The organism is Isobaculum melis, assembly GCF_900111355.1.
Classification (GTDB): domain Bacteria; phylum Bacillota; class Bacilli; order Lactobacillales; family Carnobacteriaceae; genus Isobaculum; species Isobaculum melis.
Genome location: NZ_FOHA01000002.1, coordinates 120,287 through 139,867, shown reverse-complemented (window position 1 = coordinate 139,867; position 19,581 = coordinate 120,287). Strand labels below are relative to the sequence as shown.

Genomic DNA, 19,581 nt, shown 5'->3' with positions numbered 1-19,581 from the left:
TTAGATTAGTTTTTGCTAGAATCTTTGTCTTCACTAGAGTCTTTATCTTTGCTAGAATCTTTATCTTTGCTAGAGTCTTTGTCTTTGCTAGAGTCTTTATCTTTGCTAGAGTCTTTATCTTTGCTAGCATCTTCACCAACACTGCTAGTTTTTTGGTAAGCATCTAGTAAACCATCAAAGCTTGTATCTTTAAATTCTACTTTACTATCTTGAATTAATTTTGCTAAAACTGCTGAAGTATTTGTTTGATCAGTTACTTTAGTTTTAACAAGCATTTCAGCTAATTCATCTTTCACATCAGCTAATTTTTTGCCTTCTTTTGATGGGAATGCATCTAATTTGATGACATGGTAACCATAGCTACTTTTAACAGGTTCAGTAGTATATTTTCCAACTTCTAATTTATAAGTGGCATCTTCAAATTCTGGTACCATAGAACCTGAAGTAAAGCTTAAGGTTCCACCATCATTTTTTGAAGAAGTATCTGTACTGTATTCTTTTGCTAATTCAGCAAAGTCTCCACCATCATTTAATTTAGTAATCACTTCTTTGGCTTTATCTTCATCATCAACTAAAATATGACTAGCAGTCACGTAAGTATCAAAAGCTTTTTCATAATCTTCATCAGAAATATCAGCTTTGACAGCTTCTTTTAATAATAAGTTTGAGCGAATGCCTTTTTTATATGAATCTTTAGTGAAACCTCTTTGGCTAAGCGCATCATCAAATCCATCGCCATATTGTTTAGCAATTGTATCAAATTCCTCATCAACGACTTTCTCTGATACATCTTTGCCATATTTTTCTTCTAGGATTTTTGTGACAACTAATTGTTGCATGGTGTCATTTCCTGAAGTAGTACGCATTTCATCGTAGAATTCTTCTTTTGTAATTTTTTCACCGTTTACTGTTGCAAGGGTTTCATTGGAACCACCTGAACAAGCTGCTAATGTTGTTGCAGTCATTAGTGTAACAAGTGAAAGTACTAATTTTTTCTTTTTCATTTTTTTTACACGTCCATTTCTAATAGTTATGTTGTCATGTTATGATTACTTGATTCCACATCAATTAATATATCATACTTTACCTATGAAAAAAAAGGATTATCCATTAGTTTCATAATAACTTCACAAAAAAATCATATTTAACTGTAAAAAAAAGAAGGGGGTTACCCTTCTTCTGTGGTTGTTTCTGATTCAAATTGTGCAAGGTCTTCAGTTAGCTGTTCACTATCTTCTTTGATACGACGTAAATGTGGCGCAATATCATGAGAGAATTCTTTTAAAGTTGTACTAATTTCTTCTGAAACTTCTTTAACTAATGAAATACCTTCTGTGCTTAAAGTGGAAACAGCGTCTTGTAATGCTGAAACATTCCCTTTTACATCGCCAACTAGTCCCGCAGTATCATCTACATAATCTGATAATCGTTCGCGATTTTCTTTTCCGCTACGTGGGGTGGTTAATAATGTCACTGCACCAGCAACTACTGAACCAAGTAAAAAGCCTTTAAAAAATGAATTACTCATTGTTTATTCCTCCATTTGTTTGTTAATTTGATTGGCAATCTGCTGTAAATCTTCAGCAGTATAGTCTGCCATATGGTTGCCAAAATGCACGCTAAAATCATCTTGGTCATCATATCTTGGGATAAGATGGACATGAGAATGAAAAACAGTCTGATAGGCAGCTTCACGATTATTATTTAGAATGTTCATGCCTTTAATTGCTGGGTCTGATTTTTCAATTGCACGCGCAATTTTGGGAATACGGCTAAATAAATCGGCAGCTGTTTCTTCACTTAATTCAAAAATATCCTGTACATGAATTTTAGGGATGACTAAGGTATGTCCTTTAGTAGTTTGTGTGATATCAAGGAAAGCTAAGACTTTTTCATCTTCATAAACAACACTGCTTGGGATTTCTTTGTTAATAATTTTACAAAAAATACAATCTGTCATTGTCATAAGCCTCTTTTCAAAGATGATATTTCTCCTTAAATGTATCATAAATGGTTCAGAAAGTGAAATAAAGTTTTCTAGGTGAGGAATTAAAAATTATGCTATAATATTTCAAAGACAGCACAACAAAGGAGTGAATGACTTGAGTTTAGAAGTTTCTCATGTGACAGGTGGTTATGGTGTCACACCTGTTTTAAAGGATATTTCTTTTTCTGTAAAAAAAGGAGAGCTTATTGGTTTAATTGGTTTGAATGGTGCAGGAAAGAGTACCAGTATCAAAGAAATCATTGGGTTGCTTCCACTACAAAAAGGGAAAATTACAATAGATGGTTTAACAATTAAAGAGGATGCAGAGGCTTATCGTAAAAAGTTTGCCTTTATTCCAGAAACGCCTGTTTTATATGAAGAATTAACCTTAAAAGAGCATATTGAGTTAACTGCAATGGCATATGATGTTCCGATTGAGGTGGCGCATCAGCGAGTAGAACGCTTATTAACACTATTTAGATTACAAAATAAATTAGATTGGTTTCCAGCGAATTTTTCAAAAGGCATGAAGCAAAAGGTCATGATTGTTTGTGCATTCTTAGTGGAACCTAGCTTATATATTATTGATGAACCATTCTTAGGCTTAGACCCATTAGGGATTCAAGCATTATTAGATTTAATGGAGGAAATGAAAAAGCAAGGCGCTTCTATTTTAATGTCTACCCATATTTTAGCGACGGCTGAAAGATATTGTGATGGCTTTGTTTTACTTCATAATGGGGAGGTTCGTGCTGAAGGAACGTTACAAAACTTACGCGCATCTTTTGGAATGGAAGAGGCAACGTTAGATGAATTATATATTCAATTAACGAAGGAAGAGGACCAAAGCAATGGATATGAGTAGCATTTGGAAAGAAAGAGCAGCGCTTCATCAAAAGAAAATGGCGCGGTATTTGAAGTATGTATTTAATGATCATTTTATGCTTGTGGTTGTGATTTTACTAGGCGCAGCGATACTTGGTTATGCTGATTGGGTGAAAAGTCTTTCGGAAAGCTTTTCGTTAGGCAAATGGCTTGCTGTGGTGGTGCTTTTTATGAGTTTATTTATCGGTAAAGTGGCTACTCTGATTGAACCGCCTGATGCAGTGTTCTTATTGCCCTTAGAAAAGCAAATAAGCCCTTATCTGAAAAAGGTAATCCTTCATAGTTTGATGTTACCAGGTGCGATATTGGCTTTTGTAACAGCTTTAATAATGCCTTTATTGGCTGTAACAGCAGGGATTCCTTTTGTTTTCTTCTTTTATTTTTATGGGGTCTTATTGCTAGTTAAAGTCTTGGATTTAATGTTGCAAGTTGTACAGTTGAGACAATTGTCCAGTGAGCGTCACATTCAATTAAAAGCATTGCGTGTGGGTTTGTTTTTAAGCAGTGTGATTTTATTAATTGTCACACCTATCATGATTAGTTTACCAATGATACTTGCTTTGTTCGCTTTTGTCAGCTGGTTTATGACTGCTACAACGAAGCAATTTGAGCTATTGAACTGGGAAAAAATGGTGACTACTGAGCAGCATCGGATGCATCGTATTTATCAGTTTATTAACTTATTTACAGATATTCCGGCTTTAAAAGGCAAAGTAAAACGCAGAAAATACTTAGATCCATTACTTGGATGGATTCAAGTGAAAAATGCTCAAACCTATCTCTATCTTTATGCACGTACCTTTATTAGAGGGAATGAGTATAGTGGTCTTTATGTGAGATTGACTGGTATTGCCATGCTGGTAAGCTACTTTAATGAGCAGTTTTATTTAACACTATTTATTAGTGCTTTATTGATTTATTTAACAGGCTTTCAATTATTACCTTTGCGTCAGCATCATGAAGATATGATTTTTACTCATTTGTATCCCACAGCAGAGCAGTTTAAAGGTCAAGCATTACAACGTTTAATGCTCATTTTATTAGTAGTTGAGGCGTTATTCATTGCAGTTGCAAGTCTCTTTACGTTAACCTTTGTTCAGGCTGGCTTATTGTTAGGTGTTAATTTATGTGTAGCCTTATTATTTGCCTTGTTTTATGTACCAAATAGAATGAAAAAATAGCGTATCAGCAATGATACGCTATTTTTATTTACTTACGAATAAGATAAGAGCTAGTTGCTGTCTGTTCATTTAAAAAAGGCGATAAGATTTGATGATAAAGCTGCGTTTTTTTCCATGAATCAAAGTCTGTTTCGGTGTCCCAGAAACTTAAAAAAGCAAAATGCAGGTTGGTTTCTTCTTTGAGTAAATAAAAACCATGAAGACCTAATTGCTTAGCAAACTGATTCTTTAAGGCTTCAAATTGGAGTAAAAAGATTTTTTCATCCCCTTGCTGTAATGAAAATTTTTGATAAACAGCATGTCCATATTTCTTTTTAGTGCCAAATTGGAAGATGTTGATATAAGGCGTTACCTGTTCAAAAATAGGTAACTCATTTGATTCATTGATTAATATATGCTGTTGATTGTTTTCTAATAATAAAAAATCATGATGAGGATAGTTTTCAATATAAGTTAGTAAATTTTCTTTTATCCCACTTGTTAAATATAAATAGAGCCCCATTGGATCGCCTCCTTATTCAGTCAATTCATTATAATATAGATAGTCAGGAAATAAAAATAAAAACTTCTTTTGCGCTTTAAGGCGGTAAAGTGAACTGTGACAGAAATGTGTACTTTCATAAAAAAAGAGAATATCAATTAATGAGTTCCTCTACGAATGACATTTAAAAAATGTTATATTGATAATGGACAAAAAGTAAGTGACTAGACGTGATCAGTAAGGAGGTTTTCATGTGGTCAAAAAAGCTCGGAAAATTGTGATTATTGGCGGTGGAATTACTGCCTTAACTGCTGGCTATTATATCAAACAATATATCGATACACACGAATTACCTTATGATTTACAAATTTTAGAATCAAGCGCCAGGGTAGGCGGAAAGATAAATACCGTTAAGATTGATGGCAAATATATTGAGCGTGGTGCGTCTTTTATTAATGGGAAGATTCCTCATGTGATGAAGCTTATTGAGGCTTTAGGGATGGAACATCAAGTCATGACTGCCGAAAGTAAACAACAAGCTGTTTTATTATTTGGGAAATTACATCATCTTCCATACCCTAATTTTATGGGGATTCCTTTTAAAATTCATGATATTTGGAAAACGGATATGTTAAGCTTTAAAGGAAAGCTATGTGTTTATAAGGATTTATTCTTTAGAAAAAATCAGCAAAGAACAGAAACAACGATTTATGATTTTTTAGAAAATCATTTTGGGTCAGAGATGATGGACCATATTATTGAACCCTATCTCTCTAGCTTGCTATCTGTAGACATTTCAGAAGTAGGTGTGACAGGAGAATTTAGTTTTCTATTAGAATTAGAAAAACAATATGGCAGCCTAATCAAAGGTTTAGCTCAAATGAATTATGTACCTAGAAGTGAAACCATTCAATATTTGACTTTTGAGACAGGCTTAGAGGCAATTATCGAGGAATTAAAAGCTTATTTGAAGCCACATATTCAATATGGGAAAAAGGTTTATGCCATTAAAAAAGGTTTAGATCATCAATATGTATTAAATGTGAATGAAAATGAAGAAATAATGGCTGCAGAAGTTTGTATTGCCATTCCAAATACAGAGTTTAAATATTTACTGCCTGATGAAGAATTATTATCACTTTTTAGTCAGCATCTAAGTGTCCCTCAGGGAACAGTTACCTTAAGTTTTCCAAAAGAAGCCATCAAATCTGAATTGGTTGGGAGTGGATTTGTCACGCCTAGCAAAAGTGATAGCCATATTACATCAAGTATGTGGTTAACCAATATTTGGTCTCATGTGACGAGTAAAGATGAAGTATTGATTCGTGCTTTTATTGGTCGATATGGTGAAATTGATATCTTATCTTTAAGCGATAGTCAATTAGAGTATCTTGTACTAGAGGATTTGAAAAAATTACTTGTGATTGAAGGCAAACCTAATTTTTCTGTTGTTGCAAGGTGGCAGCATTCTATTCCGTTATCACCTACAAAGTATTTAAAAGAACGGATGCATGTTCATCAAGTGCTGAGAGAAAAATATCCTGGTATTTTTATTAATGAGTTTGGTGCTTCAATTGGTGCATCAGTGGAACAGGGTGAGGTCTTAGCACAGTCATTAATTGAATACATCCAACAGCTTTAATTGTTTTACATTTAGGATGTGACTAAAAAATTCAGACATATTCTAGAGCTTTTTCTTTCCATTCTTTTATTTTTTCATGTATTGTTAAGGGGAATGGAGGTTAGAGGATGAAATTAACGATTTTAGGTTATTGGGGCGGATACCCTTTTCAAGGTGAAGGAACAAGTGCTTATTTGCTTGAATCAGCTGGGTTTCATTTACTCATTGATTGTGGAAGTGCCTCACTCATTAGTTTGGAGGAAAAGCTTGATTCTGTTGAATTAGATGCTGTTATTCTTTCACATTATCATCATGATCATATTGCAGATGTTGGCGTCTTGCAATTTTCCAGATTATTAAAAAAAGTTTCTGCGGAAGAAGGAACACGGAAAATACTCCCTATTTATGGACATCAAGAATCCTTCGTTAACTTTGAAAGTCTACAGATGGAGGGTGTGAGTGAGGCTATTTCATATGATGCATCCAGTGTTTGTAATGTTGGTCCATTTGAAATTACTTTTATGAGAACCAAGCATCCGGTCCCTTGCTTTGCAATGAGAATTCTTGAAAAGAGTACACAAAAAGTATTGGTTTATACTGCAGATTCTGGTTATTTAGCAGAATTTATTCCATTTGCAAAAGATGCAGATGTGCTACTTGCTGATACAAACTTTTTTAATGGTATGGAAAATCACCCTGTACATATGACTTCAGGGGAAGTTGGTAGAATTGCGCACCAAGCAGCCGTAAAAAAATTAATTTTAACACATTTACCTCAAACTGGTTCATTAAATACACTCTTAGAACAAGCAAAAGAACAAGCTGGTGACTGTGTGGTAGAACGAGCGGAAAAAAATAAAATTATTACGATTTAAAAAAAGGGGATTATGTATATGTATTTTGTTGATAGTAAAGATTCAAGAAATCCAAAGATTAATTTAGCAATTGAACACTACTTATTGAAAAATTTAACATTAGATGAACCAATTTTATTATTTTATATCAATGAGCCTTCTATTATTATTGGACGTAATCAAAATACAATTGAAGAAATTAATACACAATATGTAGAAGATCATAACATCCATGTTGTCCGCAGACTTTCTGGTGGTGGGGCAGTGTATCATGATTTAGGCAACTTGAATTTTAGTTTTATTATGCCTGATGATGGCAACTCTTTCCGTGACTTTGGCAAATTTACTGAGCCTGTAATTGCTTCATTAAAACAATTAGGTGTTGAAGGTGCGGAGTTAAAAGGACGTAATGATTTAGTCATTAATGATAAAAAATTCTCTGGAAATGCGATGTATGCAACTAGTGGGCGTATGTTTGCTCATGGTACCATTATGCTTGATAATGATATTGATGCTGTTGTAGATGCTTTAAAAGTGCGTGCTGATAAGATTGCTTCTAAAGGGATTAAATCTGTCAGAAGTCGTGTTACTAATATTAGACCTTATTTAGCAGCAAATTATCAAGATTTAACAACTGAAGAATTTAGAGATTTATTGTTATTACGTATTTTTGATGTGAAGGATCGTTCTGAAGTGAAAGAATATCATTTAACAGATGAAGATTGGAAAAAAATTCATGAAATTTCAGATGAATATTATGGCAATTGGGACTGGAATTATGGAAAATCTCCGAAGTTTGAAACAGTTCGTCGTGAGCGTTTCCCAATTGGTTCAATTGAATTCAAATTAAACGTAGAAAAAGGCTATATTAAAGACATTAAAGTACATGGTGATTTCTTTGGTTTAGGTGAAATTTCTGATGTTGAGGAAAAATTAACAGGGATTCAATATACACCAGAAGCGATTAAACAAGCTTTTGATCAAATTGATGTGAAAAAATATTTTGGAAATGTAACCGAAGAAGAGTTGGTTGCACTTTTATATTAGACTTTGAAGAAGAGGCTGAGCCAAAAGGCGTTTAGGTTCGAGCACCAAGTAGGTACTTTTCTACATCAACTCATACTTCGTTGTGAATCAAAGCAATTGGAACAAAAGACGAACAATTGTCATGCCTCTTGTCATGCCTCTTGTCATGCCTCTTAGGATTTTTAATCCTTAGAGACATGATACAGATCAAACACCGTTTGACTCTGAACCTTTATACTTTCCTTAGAGACATGATACAAATCGAACAGCGTTCGACTTTGTTCCTTATCAAATGTTTTGTGAACCAAATCCTTCACCAAGTAGGTACTATTCATCATCGAATCACTTTGTTCTCCGTGATTCTTAGCAAATCTAGCATGTTTCATGCGTAGAATTTGTTGTGATCGAAGCGTAGCGTAGTAGGTACCAATCAACATCTACTCACTTACGTTTGTAGTGATTCTTGGCAATTGTAGACCGAACCTGCCTTTTGGCCACCGTTTACGGAGGCAATTTATGCTTTTTTAGAAGTAATTAAGGGGGTGGGATAAAACTTTTTAGTTTTGTCCCACTCCCTTCTTTTTTTATGATTCAGACCAAATGAGTTGCCAAGTTACACCAAAGCGATCAGTAACCCAGCAAGCTTTATTTAAATCCATGATAGCCTCTGGTCCCATCATCACATGCCCTTGCTTTGAAAAAGCTTGAAAGAGACGATCAAATTCTGTTTCATCTGTACACTGGACAAGAATTGAGGTTGCCCAAGAAAAATTGGTAAGATACTTTTCTTCCATATCCATTGCCATAAAGGATTGCCCACGAATGTCAAAGGTCAGGTTTAAGATTGATCCGGCAATTCCAGGCTGACCTTCCTTAAAAGTGGTTTTGGATAACAGGTGACTTTCATTTGGAAATAAGGAAAGATAAAATGTGACAGCTTCGTCTGCAGTTCCACCAAATGTTAGAAAAGTTGAAATAGATGTTTTCCTTTGATACATAGAAAGACCTCCCTTTTTATTACTTTGAGTATAACAAGAAATAAGAAAAATACGATAAATTTGCTTGACCGATTGTGTTTGTTGTAAGCTATAATAAAAGTAGCGAAACTTAGAAGAGAGGAGCAGTTAAAAAGATGACATTAGGTACAAGATTTTGTCAATTACTACAACATTTTGATGAAGAGAAAAAAGAGTATGCAGGTCATTATTATCGAATCAAAAAGCTGGATCAAACACACTATGAAATAGCCTGCTTGGTTCCAGGATATTGTGGTGATTTTTCTTATCATCCTAAAATGAAGGTCGAACTAATTGATAATCAATTATTACCATTATCTTATTTTGATAATGAAGTTATCCCAACTATTCATAAGGAGAAGATTGATGTGGATAGCGCTTGGTTAAATAAAAAGTGTTTGGAGCTAATCAGTAAATTCGAAGAAGTTGTTATTGAGTTATAACAAAAATGCGTTATTTCTTTTATTCTGTTATGATAGTAATAAGGCTATTAAACATGAAGGTAGTGAGGGATAACGATGGAAGTAGTAAAGTATTTTGATGAAAATTATCATCATTTAGGAGATGAAACGCTTGAAAACATCCATAAAAAAGGTCTTTGGCATGAGACTTTTCATTGTTGGATGGTGTCTAAACGAGAGGAAGAGTGGTTTGTTCAGTTACAAATCAGAAGTCAGAGCAAACAGGATTTCCCTAATTTTTTAGATGTTGCGGTAACAGGAGAGCTGTTAGCCACTGAAAGAATGCAAGATGGTGTAAAGAAAATTGAAGCACAGCTTGGTTTAGATCTTTTCTTTAAGGAATTACAATTTATAGGGATTATTCAAGATAACATTATGAGTGAAACAACCCTGAATCGAGAGTTTGCCCATGTCTACTTATATGTAACAGACCAGTCATTAATGGATGTCTATCAAATTCAAAAGCAAGATTGTCAGGGGATGATAGAAGTTCCCTTTTCACAATTATCTGATTTATTGTCTGAGCAAAAGAATGTGATCTTAGGCTCTGGTTTTATTTATGATGAAACGGGTCAACGAATTGAAAAGCAATGGCCTTTTTCAATTGATGATATGCTGCCACACCAAATTGCTTATTATGAGCAAGTTTTTGCTGGGATAGCATCAAAATTAAATAAATAAAAAAGAATTTACTAGCTAACAAAATTTGTTAGCTTTTTTTTATAAACAGAAAGATTAGTGTATAATAAAAGAAAGAATAAGCTAAAGGTAGGTACATATGATAAAAGAAACGATTTTAATTATAGAAGATGATGTAGATATTAGTCAAATGATTGAAGAAAGACTATTAAAAGAAGGCTATCAAGTTTTTTGTGCCTATGATGGAGAAGAAGCTTTAACATTGTTTCATCAGCAGACGATTCATTTTATTTTATTAGACTTAATGATGCCAAAGCTTGATGGAATGCAATTTCTACAAGAAATTCGTAAGGAGCATACGACACCTGTGATGATTATTTCGGCTAAAGATAGTGAGATTGATAAGGCCTTAGGTTTGGGTTTTGGTGCAGATGATTATTTAACCAAGCCCTTTTCAATGCTAGAGTTGGTGGCTCGTGTGCAAGCAACTTTACGTAGAGTTTCTCAATATCAAGTTGGGGAAGTCAAACAGGTTCAAAAAGAAGCAGAAGTTATAAAGATTGGTGCGTTAGAAATTGAGAAATTAAGTTTTTCTGTGAAAAAAAATGGAGAGGCTTTAAAATTAACCAGTAAAGAATTTAATATATTAGATTTACTCGTTTCTTCACCTAAGCAAGTCTTCACTAAAGCACAAATCTATGAACATGTTTGGGCAGAGTCTTATTATGGAGATGAAAATGTCATTAATGTCCATATGAGGCGTTTGAGAGAAAAAATTGAAGATGAGCCCTCAAAACCTGTATATATTCAAACTATTTGGGGAATCGGTTATAAATTAGGTGACAATTTATGATGTTATTAGTAAGTGCTTTAGCAGTAATTTCTTTTAGTTTTTTTGTGATTTACTTATTGAAGTATCGTGAGCAATCAAAAAATATTCTAGTTATTCGCCAAGAGTTAATGCGCATTCAAGCAAGTGAAACAGATGAGAAGCTATTGTTATTTACTTCTGATGAGGAAATTCAAAAGTTGTTAGTCAGTTTAAATCAATTGATTGCATTAAATCAAAAAAATAAAGCTCTAACGATGGCTTCAGATGATAGTATGAGAAAAATGTTGGCTAATATTTCTCATGATTTAAAGACACCTTTAACTGTTATTTTAGGCTATATAGAGACTTTGAATGAAGAAGTGCAAATAACTGATGAAGAAAGAAAACATAAATTAATAAAAATCCAACAAAAAATTTATGAAGTCTTGGAATTGATGCATACCTTTTTTGACTTAGCGAAATTAGAGTCAGGTGATGTTCATTTAAAGGCTGAAACATTTGATATTGGTAATTTGGCCAAAGAAACATTGCTTAACTTCTATCAATTATTTCATGAAAATCAGTTTTCAGTGGAAATTATCATTCCAGAGACATCTATTTTAGTTGATGGAGACTCATTGGCTGTAAAAAGAATCATTGAAAATTTGTTACAAAATGTGTTGGCTTATGCAACTGATGGAAAATATTTGGGCATTCAAATTTTTTCTGATCGAAGTTATGTTTGGTTAAATATTATGGATAAAGGAAAAGGTATTGTTGAGGCGCATCAGGACAAAGTATTTGAACGGCTATATACCCTAGAGGATTCTAGAAATAAAAAATATCAAGGGAGTGGGCTAGGCCTGACGATTACCAAACGGTTAGTCGAAGCGATGGAAGGGACGATTACTTTAAGTAGTATTCCTTATGAAAAAACAACATTTAGTATTCGTTTTCCTTTAAGTCAGTTAAAAAAAGAAAAGCCTTAAATGGCTTTTCTTTTTTTAGCTAATTTATGCTGAGCGACTTCAATCATCGCAGTTAGCTCCTCATTAGGAACAGTTAACCATTCTCCATGGGCTGTTGCAACAATCGTTGCTTGATAGGTGCAAATTTTTTCAGTTGAATTAATCGCTTCTTCAAAATCCCAAGTAGATTTTCCAGGAAGAGGAAAGAGTGGTTGAATATCTCCTGCAATTCCGTGGCCACCATGTGTTTGAAATAAATCTCCAACAAAAAGATGGTTGGTTCGATGATCTAATAATGAAATAGAACCAGGCGTATGACCAGGTGTTTCAATCACTGTTAAAGAGCCTATTTGGTCTCCATCTTCTACTAGTTGATCTAGTTGAACAGGAAGTGGTAAGACAGGAGCTCCTGTGGTTTGATATTTTGCTTGCTGTTCATCAATTGGTGCTAAGCTCATTTGGTATTCTTTTTTGCTCATCATTACTTTGGCATCTGGATAGCTATTTTTAAGCTGGGCTAAAGAGCCAATATGATCACTATGTGAATGGGTAATGATAATAGTTTCTAACTTTTTTTCAAATTGTTCAATTCTATGGATAATATCAGCTGCACTTTCTTCGATTCCCGTGTCAATTAAAGTTAAGCTATTTGCTTCTTCAATGATAAAAACATTTACAGGAAAAATTCCTGGAAGAGTTGTGAGTTGATAAGTGGTTTCATTATTGATACATTTCATTTGGAAACTCCTTTATTTATTTTTATCTTCTTAGAAGTTTTCGTTCCTGTGTATTGGTTTATAAAATGGCTTTAATCTTTATTTTTCCTCCTTATTTAAAAAGTATATTACCATTAATGGGACCTATTTCGTCAAGTGATTTGCATTTGAATGAAGGTTAAGTGAATGAATGAAAACAATTATTTGTAAAATATGATAAAATAAAAGATAGTTTAAGATGAAGAGAAGGAAGCAATCAATGAAAAAAATTACACGAGGAAAATTATTTTTAGAAGAAAATTATTCATTATTTCAATGTCCAGTTTGTCAAAGCGATTTTATTGGGGTTGAAGAGCATAGCTTGTGTTGCCAGAAGGGGCATCGTTTTGATTTGGCTAAAAAGGGGAATTTATACTTTTTGATAGGAGCCTCTAAAAATGAGTATGACAAGGAAATGCTGCAATCCCGTTATCGCATTGCACAAGCTGGTTTGTTTAATGGCATCTTAAAGGCAATAATGCCAGAGCTAACAGCGCATCAAAAGAAGGATGCGCTGTTAGATGTTGGATGTGGTGAAGGGTCTCAGTTGGCTTTTTTTGCAGATCAGGGGATAAAAGGGCCAAAGATTGGCTTTGATATTTCAAAGGATGCTGTTCAGTTAGCTGCTACACATTTTGAACAAGCTTTTTGGTGTGTCGCAGATTTAGCTAAATCTCCTTTTGCATCCGCAAAATATCAAACCATTTTAAATATTTTTTCGCCATCGAATTACCAAGAATTCAAACGTTTACTCGCAGATGGTGGACAACTGATCAAGGTTGTTCCTGCTGAAAATTATTTAGGAGAGCTACGTCAATTATTGTATCAAGATCAGTCAAATAAGCAGTCTTATTCTAATCAAGAAGTGGTTGATAAGTTTAAAGAACACTTTCCCAAAATGACTGTAAAACAAGTCACTTATTCTTTTGATTTAAAAGAAAATGATTTTTTTGACTTGCTAGAAATGACACCCTTGCAATGGGGTGCAACAAAAGAAGCTGTGGAGCAGGCTAAAAAACAACCACTAAAAAGCATTACAGTCGATGTTGTCCTTTTAATTGGCAAAAAATGATTTATGAGGATAGGATGAGAAAATACCGAAAAAAAGCATATAATTAGAGAGAATGTTCAGAAAGTATTGCATCTATCCCATCGTGGTGTTATATTAAATAAAAGCAATTGTTCGTTCGTTTTTATCAGAAATCCATCAGATGTTGATAAAAGTTAATGAATAGACTGCTTTATTCATTAACGTAACTTTCCGCAGTGCTAGACACCGGAGTGTTACGTTTTTTTTTTCGAGATGATGTAGTAAAGAAAGAAGGTAAAGTTGTGACAAATCATATTGTATTATTTGAGCCTCAAATTCCTGCCAATACTGGAAATATTGCGCGTACTTGTGCAGGTACAAATACCTCTTTACATCTGATTGAACCTTTAGGTTTCTCAACAGATGATAAGCATTTAAAAAGAGCGGGGTTAGATTATTGGCATGATGTTGATATTCATTACCATCAAGACTTAGCAGCTTTCTTAGCGTATGTAGGGGAAGATGAAATTCATTTAATTACGAAGTTTGCAAATCATACTTATAGTGAAGTTGATTATTCAGATCCACAAAAAAATCATTATTTTATTTTTGGAAAAGAAACAACTGGGCTACCAGAAGCATTTATGAAGGAGAATGAAGCCCGCTGTTTAAGAATTCCAATGGATGATACACATGTCCGCTCCCTTAATTTATCCAATACAGCAGCTATTGTGATTTATGAAGCGCTAAGACAACAACAGTTTACTGGTTTAGAGCGAACACATCACTATGAACAGGATAAACTAGCAGATTATAAATAAAGCAAGAATGACTCAAAATTGGGAAAACTGATTTTGAGTTTTTTTATTAGAATGTGGGCAGCTTTGCATAAATTTTTTTCTGATAGTTAAAAACACGGCCAAGAATGATGGTATTGGGTTGCTGATGAACAAAATAGTCCATTACAACGAGCTGCATCCGTTCATTGATACTTGCATCAATTGTGATAACAGCTCCTTTTATCACATAGAAAGTAAAAGGGTAGGCTTTTTGATTGGCTATCAAGCAATTAAAGGTTTGATGCTCATTTTCTAGTGTAAATCTCGCAAAGGGACGATTATTTTTAGTATGGATAATTTTAATATCAGATGTAATGGTACCTGTGATACTTGCGTAGTTCATCAGAACTCCTCCTTTTTAGAACGAATGTTCCTGTTGGTGATATTATAAAACGTACGTTCTGGTTAGTCAATAAGAATTTATTATATTTTCATTCAAAGGATGAAAGGGATTTTATAAAATGCTATAATGAGCATTGTAATCTATGCAATCAATTAAATTGAGCTGAAATAAATATGTTAAAAAAAGTGAGGGGTAAATCAATATGAATTGGCAAACAATTTATGAGAACTGGAAAAATGATGCTTCGTTAGAGCCTGAATTAATGGAAGAATTAATCGAAAAAGAACAAGACATAGCTGCTTTAAAAGATGCTTTTTACACACCTTTAGAATTTGGAACAGCAGGAATGAGAGGGGTTATTGGCGCAGGAATTAATCGGATGAATAGCTATACAGTGAGACAAGCAACTGAAGGGTTAGCATTGTTCATGGATAGTCTAGGTGAAGCGGTTAAAAAACGTGGTGTGGCAATTGCTTATGATTCGCGTCATAAATCTCCTGAATTTGCAATCGAGGCGGCTAAAACACTAGGTGCTCATGGGATTCAATCTTATGTTTTTGAAAGTTTACGTCCTACCCCAGAGCTATCATTTGCTGTACGTCATTTAAATGCTTTTGCTGGGATTATGATTACAGCAAGTCACAATCCAGCTGCTTATAATGGCTATAAAGTTTATGGTGCAGATGGAGGACAAATGCCACCTCATGATGCAGATGCGTTAACAACCTATGTTCGTAGTATTGAAAATAATTTAGCGATTAAAGTTGCAAATGAAGCAGATTTAAAAGCTTCAGGATTGTTGAAAATCATTGGAGAAGAGATTGACACCCCTTATTTAGAGGAATTAAGATCAGTAACAGTTAATCCTGATTTAATTAAAGAAATGGACAGCCAAATGAAGCTAGTTTTTACACCGCTTCATGGAACTGGCCAAATGTTAGGGGAGCGTGCTTTAAAAAATGCTGGCTTTAACAGTGTTTCGATTGTTCCTGAACAAGCGATTGCAGATGGTGACTTTCCAACTGTTAAATCACCTAATCCAGAAGAGCATAGTGCCTTTGAACTGGCGATTGCCCTTGGCGAAAAAGAAGGGGCAGATGTGTTAATTGCAACGGATCCCGATGCAGATAGACTAGGGGTAGCAGTGAGACTACCTAATGGGCAATATGAAGTCTTATCAGGAAATCAAATTGCTGCTTTAATGCTCTCCTATTTATTAGAGGCGCATAAAGAACAAGGAACACTTCCAGCAAATGCAGTAGCGCTTAAATCGATTGTTTCAAGTGAATTAGCGACAGCCATTGCTGCAGCTTATGATGTGAAAATGATTGATGTTTTAACTGGGTTTAAATTTATTGCTGAAAAGATTAAACAATATGAAGAGGATGATTCTCAAACCTTTATGTTTGGTTTTGAAGAAAGCTATGGCTATTTAATTAAGCCGTTTGTTCGTGATAAGGATGCGATTCAAGCTTTAGTCTTAATTTCTGAAGTGGCTGCTTATTATAAAAAACAAGGAAAAACACTTTATGATGGCTTGCAAGATATTTTAGCAACATATGGTCATTTTAAAGAAAAAACGATTTCTGTCACAATGGCAGGGATTGAAGGCACTGAAAAAATTAAAGCACTGATGGCGCAGTTTAGAGCAGAAGCACCAACTGAATTTGGAGGTGTTGCAGTTCAAGCTGTTGAAGATTTTTCAGTGAGTCAACGTCGTTTTATGGATGGCAAAGTCGAGGAGATTGAGATGCCAGCCTCTGATGTTTTGAAATATTCGTTAGCTGATGGTAGCTGGATTGCGATTCGTCCATCTGGAACTGAGCCTAAAATTAAATTTTATATTGGGGCTGTTGCTCAAACAGCTGTTGAGGTTGATGAAAAAATTACAGCATTTGAGAAGAAAATTCAAGCATTAAGTGCTTAGGGGTGTGAAATCAATGATTCGAACGCTTCAAGAGAATGAAGTGGTACCTCTGGCTTTAATGAAGCTGGCAGATGATGAGGCCAAAATTTTAACTTATCTATCAGTCAGTGAAGTTTTTGTTTTAGAAGAAAATCAGCAAATCATTGGTTCTTGTGTTGTGAAACAGCAATCGCCAACCACTTATGAGGTCATGAATCTTGCAATTGCAAAAAATCAGCAAAATCAAGGATATGGGGAAAAGTTATTGTCAGCTGTGATTCAGATTGTTCGCAAGCAAAAAGCAAAAGTTTTAACGATTGCAACAGCAGATACAAGTTTACCTGCTTTACATCTCTATCAGAAGTTGGGATTTCAACAAGTGGCAGTGGTAAGGAATTATTTTATGACCCATTATCCAGCGCCAATTTTTGAAGCGGGTAGACAGTGTATGGATCAAATACAGCTACAATTAATGCTTTCATCCGGTTAAAAAAGAAGTGTTCTCGGCCGAGAACACTTCTTTTTTCTATATATTTATACATTAAAAAAACGGATATTGCTTGATACATAGGCAAATGTTAAGATAGTAGTGTAATGAATCTTTACTTCAAAAAGGAATAGATATTAGCTAATAATAAAAACGCTGGTTTTAAAACTCGAAAGGAGTGTTAATGTTTTATGATAATAGAAAATAGGCTAGAAGCATCACATGGGAAAATCGTGAAATTAATCAATGAAGTAGAAAAAGTCATCATTGGCAAAAGAAAAGTGATTCAGTTAACACTTGTTGCCATGCTTGTTGATGGTCACGTTTTATTTGAAGATACACCAGGTGTAGGAAAAACATTACTGATTAAAGCGATTGCTAAAGCCACTCAGCATGATTTTAAAAGGATTCAATTTACCCCAGATTTATTACCTAATGATATTACAGGGACTTCTATTTTTAATTATCAAACTCAAACCTTTGAGTTTAAAAAAGGACCGATTTTTTCATCCATTATTTTAGCAGATGAAATTAATCGTGCCACACCACGAACGCAATCTGCCTTATTAGAAGCCATGTCAGAAAAGCAAGTCACAATAGATGGCATCAGTCATTTATTGCCAGCAGATTTTTTTGTACTTGCTACCCAAAACCCAATTGATCATGAAGGAACTTATCCATTACCAGAAGCACAATTGGATCGTTTTCTGTTTCAGTTACATATTGGTTACCCAACTCAAGCTGAAGAATTACAATTATTAATAGATGGTGATAAAGCAAAAAGTTTAGCCAGCATGCAACAGATTTTATTCCCAGAAGATTTCCATTTGTTAAAAGATGCTGTGCAGGAGGTTTATATGAGTCCATCTTTACAAACCTATTTATTGGCATTAGTGCGAGAAACACGTCAGCATTCCGCTATTCAATTAGGGATTAGCCCACGTGGCGCACTAGCTTTTTTAAGTGCAGTTAAAGCTTTTGCACTAACTGAAGGACGTCATTTCTGTACCCCAAATGATATTCAAACAATCATGCCAGCTGTCTTTGCTCATCGCTTGGTTTTAAAAAATAATGATTTTCAGCGTAGTGAAACAGTAGCAGAGATTCTTGAGACCCTTTTGAAAAAAGTACCTGCTCCTGTGAAAGGGTTTGAGAAATAGATGCTGTTTACTAAGGTTATGCTGCATTTAAAAAATTTGTTATTTATCTTCTTCTATCTGCTGAGCTGGTTTTATGCGTTGGCTTTTAATCAACCAGAAGGCTGGTTTCTTGTCTGCTTTTTGAGTATGCTGCTTTTTATCAGTTTAGTGTTCATTTTTCCTAGCTTAAAGCCTTGGGAAATCCAATTGATGCAAGCTGATGAGGAACGTTTTATGGAAGGACAGCCTTTTGATTTAACCTTTTTACTAACAAAAGATGAGGCAAATTATTGGTGTTATCCTTTCTTAAAAGTCGGCATTGATTTTGAAGGAACGGATGAAGGCTATGAAGAAATGATTTATCCTGTTTTAAAAAAAACAGAAGCAATTTATTTTCAGCAGGTTGTTTTAAAGCGAGGCTGTTATCAACACAATGCTTTATTAATAGAAGCAGGAGATCCTTTTGGTTTAATTGTAAAGCATAAAAAATTGCAATTAACACAAGCGATTTTAGTCTATCCAGCTTATTTAGCAACTATTAAAGAAGAGATCATCAAAAAAATGATTGTTTTAAAGCCGGCTTTATTTCAAAGAAATGATTTATCTGATTTTCAACTGAAAAATATACGTCCTTATCAGCTAGGCGATCCCATTCAGCAAATTGATTGGAAGATTAGTGCAAAACAGCAGGATTTATATACAAAAGAATATGAACAAGAAAAAAATGAGTCCTCCTATGCGGTGATCTTTTATGGGCTGTCTCATGGTTCTTATGAAGGATTATTATCCGCTTGTTATTCAGTTTATGATCAGCTACAAGCCAAGCAAAAAGTAGCCTTATATTTGCTTGGTCAATTTGATAGTCAAGAAACCATTAGTTATGAAGTAGCAGGATTTGCTAAAATTAAACCTTCTAAGCATGTGGAGCAACTTATACCTTCTTTAAAAGAGGGTTCTTTTAAACAGCAACATTTATTGATTTTTACGCCTTCATTTACACAAGCATTAAAAGAATTTGTGACACAATATTCAGGAAAAGAAGCTATTTTTATCATTCTTCCAGAGCAGCCAACCTTTGATGTTTCAGATTTAAACTGTTCTATCATAACGCTTGATTTGGCCAATAATCTGCAAAATAATACCTAAGAGGAG

Annotated in this window: 22 protein-coding genes; 15 read left to right on the top strand and 7 right to left on the bottom strand. The window is 34.3% G+C overall.

What is annotated here, in order from left to right; translation table 11 throughout:
• Positions 1 to 5: 5 nt before the first annotated feature.
• The 3 genes from BMW29_RS02450 to BMW29_RS02440 form a co-directional block, all read right to left on the bottom strand.
• Positions 6 to 1,004: a peptidylprolyl isomerase gene (locus BMW29_RS02450; protein WP_092649954.1), complete on the bottom strand. Its 999-nt coding sequence runs from the start codon at positions 1,002 to 1,004 to the stop codon at positions 6 to 8.
• Between the two features lie 164 nt (positions 1,005 to 1,168).
• Entirely contained in the window at positions 1,169 to 1,528 is a 360-nt protein-coding gene (locus BMW29_RS02445) for a YtxH domain-containing protein (protein ID WP_092649952.1), read from the bottom strand.
• 3 nt (positions 1,529 to 1,531) lie between these two features.
• A complete protein-coding gene (locus BMW29_RS02440; RefSeq protein WP_092649950.1) occupies positions 1,532 to 1,960 on the bottom strand; it encodes an HIT family protein in 429 nt (142 codons plus the stop codon).
• 142 nt (positions 1,961 to 2,102) lie between these two features.
• Between BMW29_RS02440 and BMW29_RS02435 the strand changes: the two genes are divergently transcribed.
• Together BMW29_RS02435 and BMW29_RS02430 are read left to right on the top strand one after the other, a co-directional pair.
• Entirely contained in the window at positions 2,103 to 2,852 is a 750-nt protein-coding gene (locus BMW29_RS02435) for an ABC transporter ATP-binding protein (protein ID WP_092649948.1), read from the top strand.
• On the top strand, positions 2,839 to 4,053 hold the full coding sequence (locus BMW29_RS02430) for an ABC transporter permease (protein WP_092649946.1): 1,215 nt from the start codon (positions 2,839 to 2,841) through the stop codon (positions 4,051 to 4,053). Before BMW29_RS02435 ends, BMW29_RS02430 begins: the two co-directional genes overlap by 14 nt.
• 28 nt (positions 4,054 to 4,081) lie before the next feature.
• On the opposite strand, the gene BMW29_RS02425 is transcribed toward BMW29_RS02430, so the two are convergent.
• On the bottom strand, positions 4,082 to 4,555 hold the full coding sequence (locus BMW29_RS02425) for an antibiotic biosynthesis monooxygenase (RefSeq protein ID WP_092649944.1): 474 nt from the start codon (positions 4,553 to 4,555) through the stop codon (positions 4,082 to 4,084).
• 232 nt (positions 4,556 to 4,787) lie between these two features.
• On the opposite strand from BMW29_RS02425, the gene hemG reads away from it, so the two are divergent.
• The 3 genes from hemG (at position 4,788) to lplA (ending at position 8,056) form a co-directional block, all read left to right on the top strand.
• Positions 4,788 to 6,176 (top strand): protoporphyrinogen oxidase, encoded by a 1,389-nt coding sequence (hemG, locus tag BMW29_RS02420; protein ID WP_092649942.1) that lies wholly within the window; start codon positions 4,788 to 4,790, stop codon positions 6,174 to 6,176.
• 107 nt (positions 6,177 to 6,283) lie between these two features.
• Positions 6,284 to 7,030: an MBL fold metallo-hydrolase gene (locus BMW29_RS02415; RefSeq protein ID WP_092649940.1), complete on the top strand. Its 747-nt coding sequence runs from the start codon at positions 6,284 to 6,286 to the stop codon at positions 7,028 to 7,030.
• 18 nt (positions 7,031 to 7,048) lie between these two features.
• Positions 7,049 to 8,056, top strand: coding sequence for a lipoate--protein ligase (lplA, locus tag BMW29_RS02410; RefSeq protein WP_092649938.1), 1,008 nt, complete (start codon positions 7,049 to 7,051; stop codon positions 8,054 to 8,056).
• A gap of 563 nt (positions 8,057 to 8,619) precedes the next feature.
• Here the strand turns inward: lplA and BMW29_RS02400 are convergent.
• Complete coding sequence (locus BMW29_RS02400) at positions 8,620 to 9,033, bottom strand: VOC family protein (RefSeq protein WP_092649934.1); 414 nt, start codon at positions 9,031 to 9,033, stop codon at positions 8,620 to 8,622.
• Positions 9,034 to 9,167: 134 nt separating this feature from the next.
• Between BMW29_RS02400 and BMW29_RS02395 the strand changes: the two genes are divergently transcribed.
• The 4 genes from BMW29_RS02395 (at position 9,168) to BMW29_RS02380 (ending at position 11,951) form a co-directional block, all read left to right on the top strand.
• Positions 9,168 to 9,494: a hypothetical protein gene (locus BMW29_RS02395; protein WP_092649932.1), complete on the top strand. Its 327-nt coding sequence runs from the start codon at positions 9,168 to 9,170 to the stop codon at positions 9,492 to 9,494.
• A 75-nt stretch (positions 9,495 to 9,569) separates the two neighbouring features.
• Positions 9,570 to 10,193: an NUDIX hydrolase gene (locus BMW29_RS02390; RefSeq protein WP_092649930.1), complete on the top strand. Its 624-nt coding sequence runs from the start codon at positions 9,570 to 9,572 to the stop codon at positions 10,191 to 10,193.
• A 97-nt stretch (positions 10,194 to 10,290) separates the two neighbouring features.
• Positions 10,291 to 11,004: a response regulator transcription factor gene (locus BMW29_RS02385; protein ID WP_092649928.1), complete on the top strand. Its 714-nt coding sequence runs from the start codon at positions 10,291 to 10,293 to the stop codon at positions 11,002 to 11,004.
• Complete coding sequence (locus BMW29_RS02380) at positions 11,001 to 11,951, top strand: sensor histidine kinase (RefSeq protein ID WP_092649926.1); 951 nt, start codon at positions 11,001 to 11,003, stop codon at positions 11,949 to 11,951. Before BMW29_RS02385 ends, BMW29_RS02380 begins: the two co-directional genes overlap by 4 nt.
• On the opposite strand, the gene BMW29_RS02375 is transcribed toward BMW29_RS02380, so the two are convergent.
• Positions 11,948 to 12,667, bottom strand: a complete 720-nt coding sequence (locus BMW29_RS02375) for an MBL fold metallo-hydrolase (RefSeq protein ID WP_092649924.1) — start codon at positions 12,665 to 12,667, stop codon at positions 11,948 to 11,950. The genes BMW29_RS02380 and BMW29_RS02375 overlap by 4 nt on opposite strands.
• Before the next feature lie 238 nt (positions 12,668 to 12,905).
• Between BMW29_RS02375 and BMW29_RS02370 the strand changes: the two genes are divergently transcribed.
• Complete coding sequence (locus BMW29_RS02370; protein ID WP_092649922.1) at positions 12,906 to 13,757, top strand: methyltransferase domain-containing protein; 852 nt, start codon at positions 12,906 to 12,908, stop codon at positions 13,755 to 13,757.
• A 260-nt stretch (positions 13,758 to 14,017) separates the two neighbouring features.
• Entirely contained in the window at positions 14,018 to 14,536 is a 519-nt protein-coding gene (trmL, locus tag BMW29_RS02365; protein WP_092649920.1) for a tRNA (uridine(34)/cytosine(34)/5-carboxymethylaminomethyluridine(34)-2'-O)-methyltransferase TrmL, read from the top strand.
• Between the two features lie 46 nt (positions 14,537 to 14,582).
• Here the strand turns inward: trmL and BMW29_RS02360 are convergent, their stop codons facing one another.
• Positions 14,583 to 14,897 carry a single stranded DNA-binding domain-containing protein gene (locus BMW29_RS02360; RefSeq protein WP_092649918.1) on the bottom strand — a complete coding sequence of 105 codons (315 nt, stop codon included), beginning with the start codon at positions 14,895 to 14,897 and terminating at the stop codon, positions 14,583 to 14,585.
• A 202-nt stretch (positions 14,898 to 15,099) separates the two neighbouring features.
• Here BMW29_RS02360 and BMW29_RS02355 point away from each other — a divergent pair, with 202 nt between their 5' ends.
• The 4 genes from BMW29_RS02355 to BMW29_RS02340 all read left to right on the top strand — a co-directional run bounded on the left by BMW29_RS02355 (position 15,100) and on the right by BMW29_RS02340 (position 19,575).
• Entirely contained in the window at positions 15,100 to 16,824 is a 1,725-nt protein-coding gene (locus tag BMW29_RS02355) for a phospho-sugar mutase (RefSeq protein WP_092649916.1), read from the top strand.
• A gap of 13 nt (positions 16,825 to 16,837) precedes the next feature.
• Complete coding sequence (locus tag BMW29_RS02350; RefSeq protein ID WP_092649914.1) at positions 16,838 to 17,293, top strand: GNAT family N-acetyltransferase; 456 nt, start codon at positions 16,838 to 16,840, stop codon at positions 17,291 to 17,293.
• A 188-nt stretch (positions 17,294 to 17,481) separates the two neighbouring features.
• A complete protein-coding gene (locus BMW29_RS02345) occupies positions 17,482 to 18,450 on the top strand; it encodes an AAA family ATPase (RefSeq protein ID WP_092649912.1) in 969 nt (322 codons plus the stop codon).
• On the top strand, positions 18,451 to 19,575 hold the full coding sequence (locus BMW29_RS02340; RefSeq protein WP_092649910.1) for a DUF58 domain-containing protein: 1,125 nt from the start codon (positions 18,451 to 18,453) through the stop codon (positions 19,573 to 19,575).
• The last annotated feature ends 6 nt before the right edge of the window (positions 19,576 to 19,581 follow it).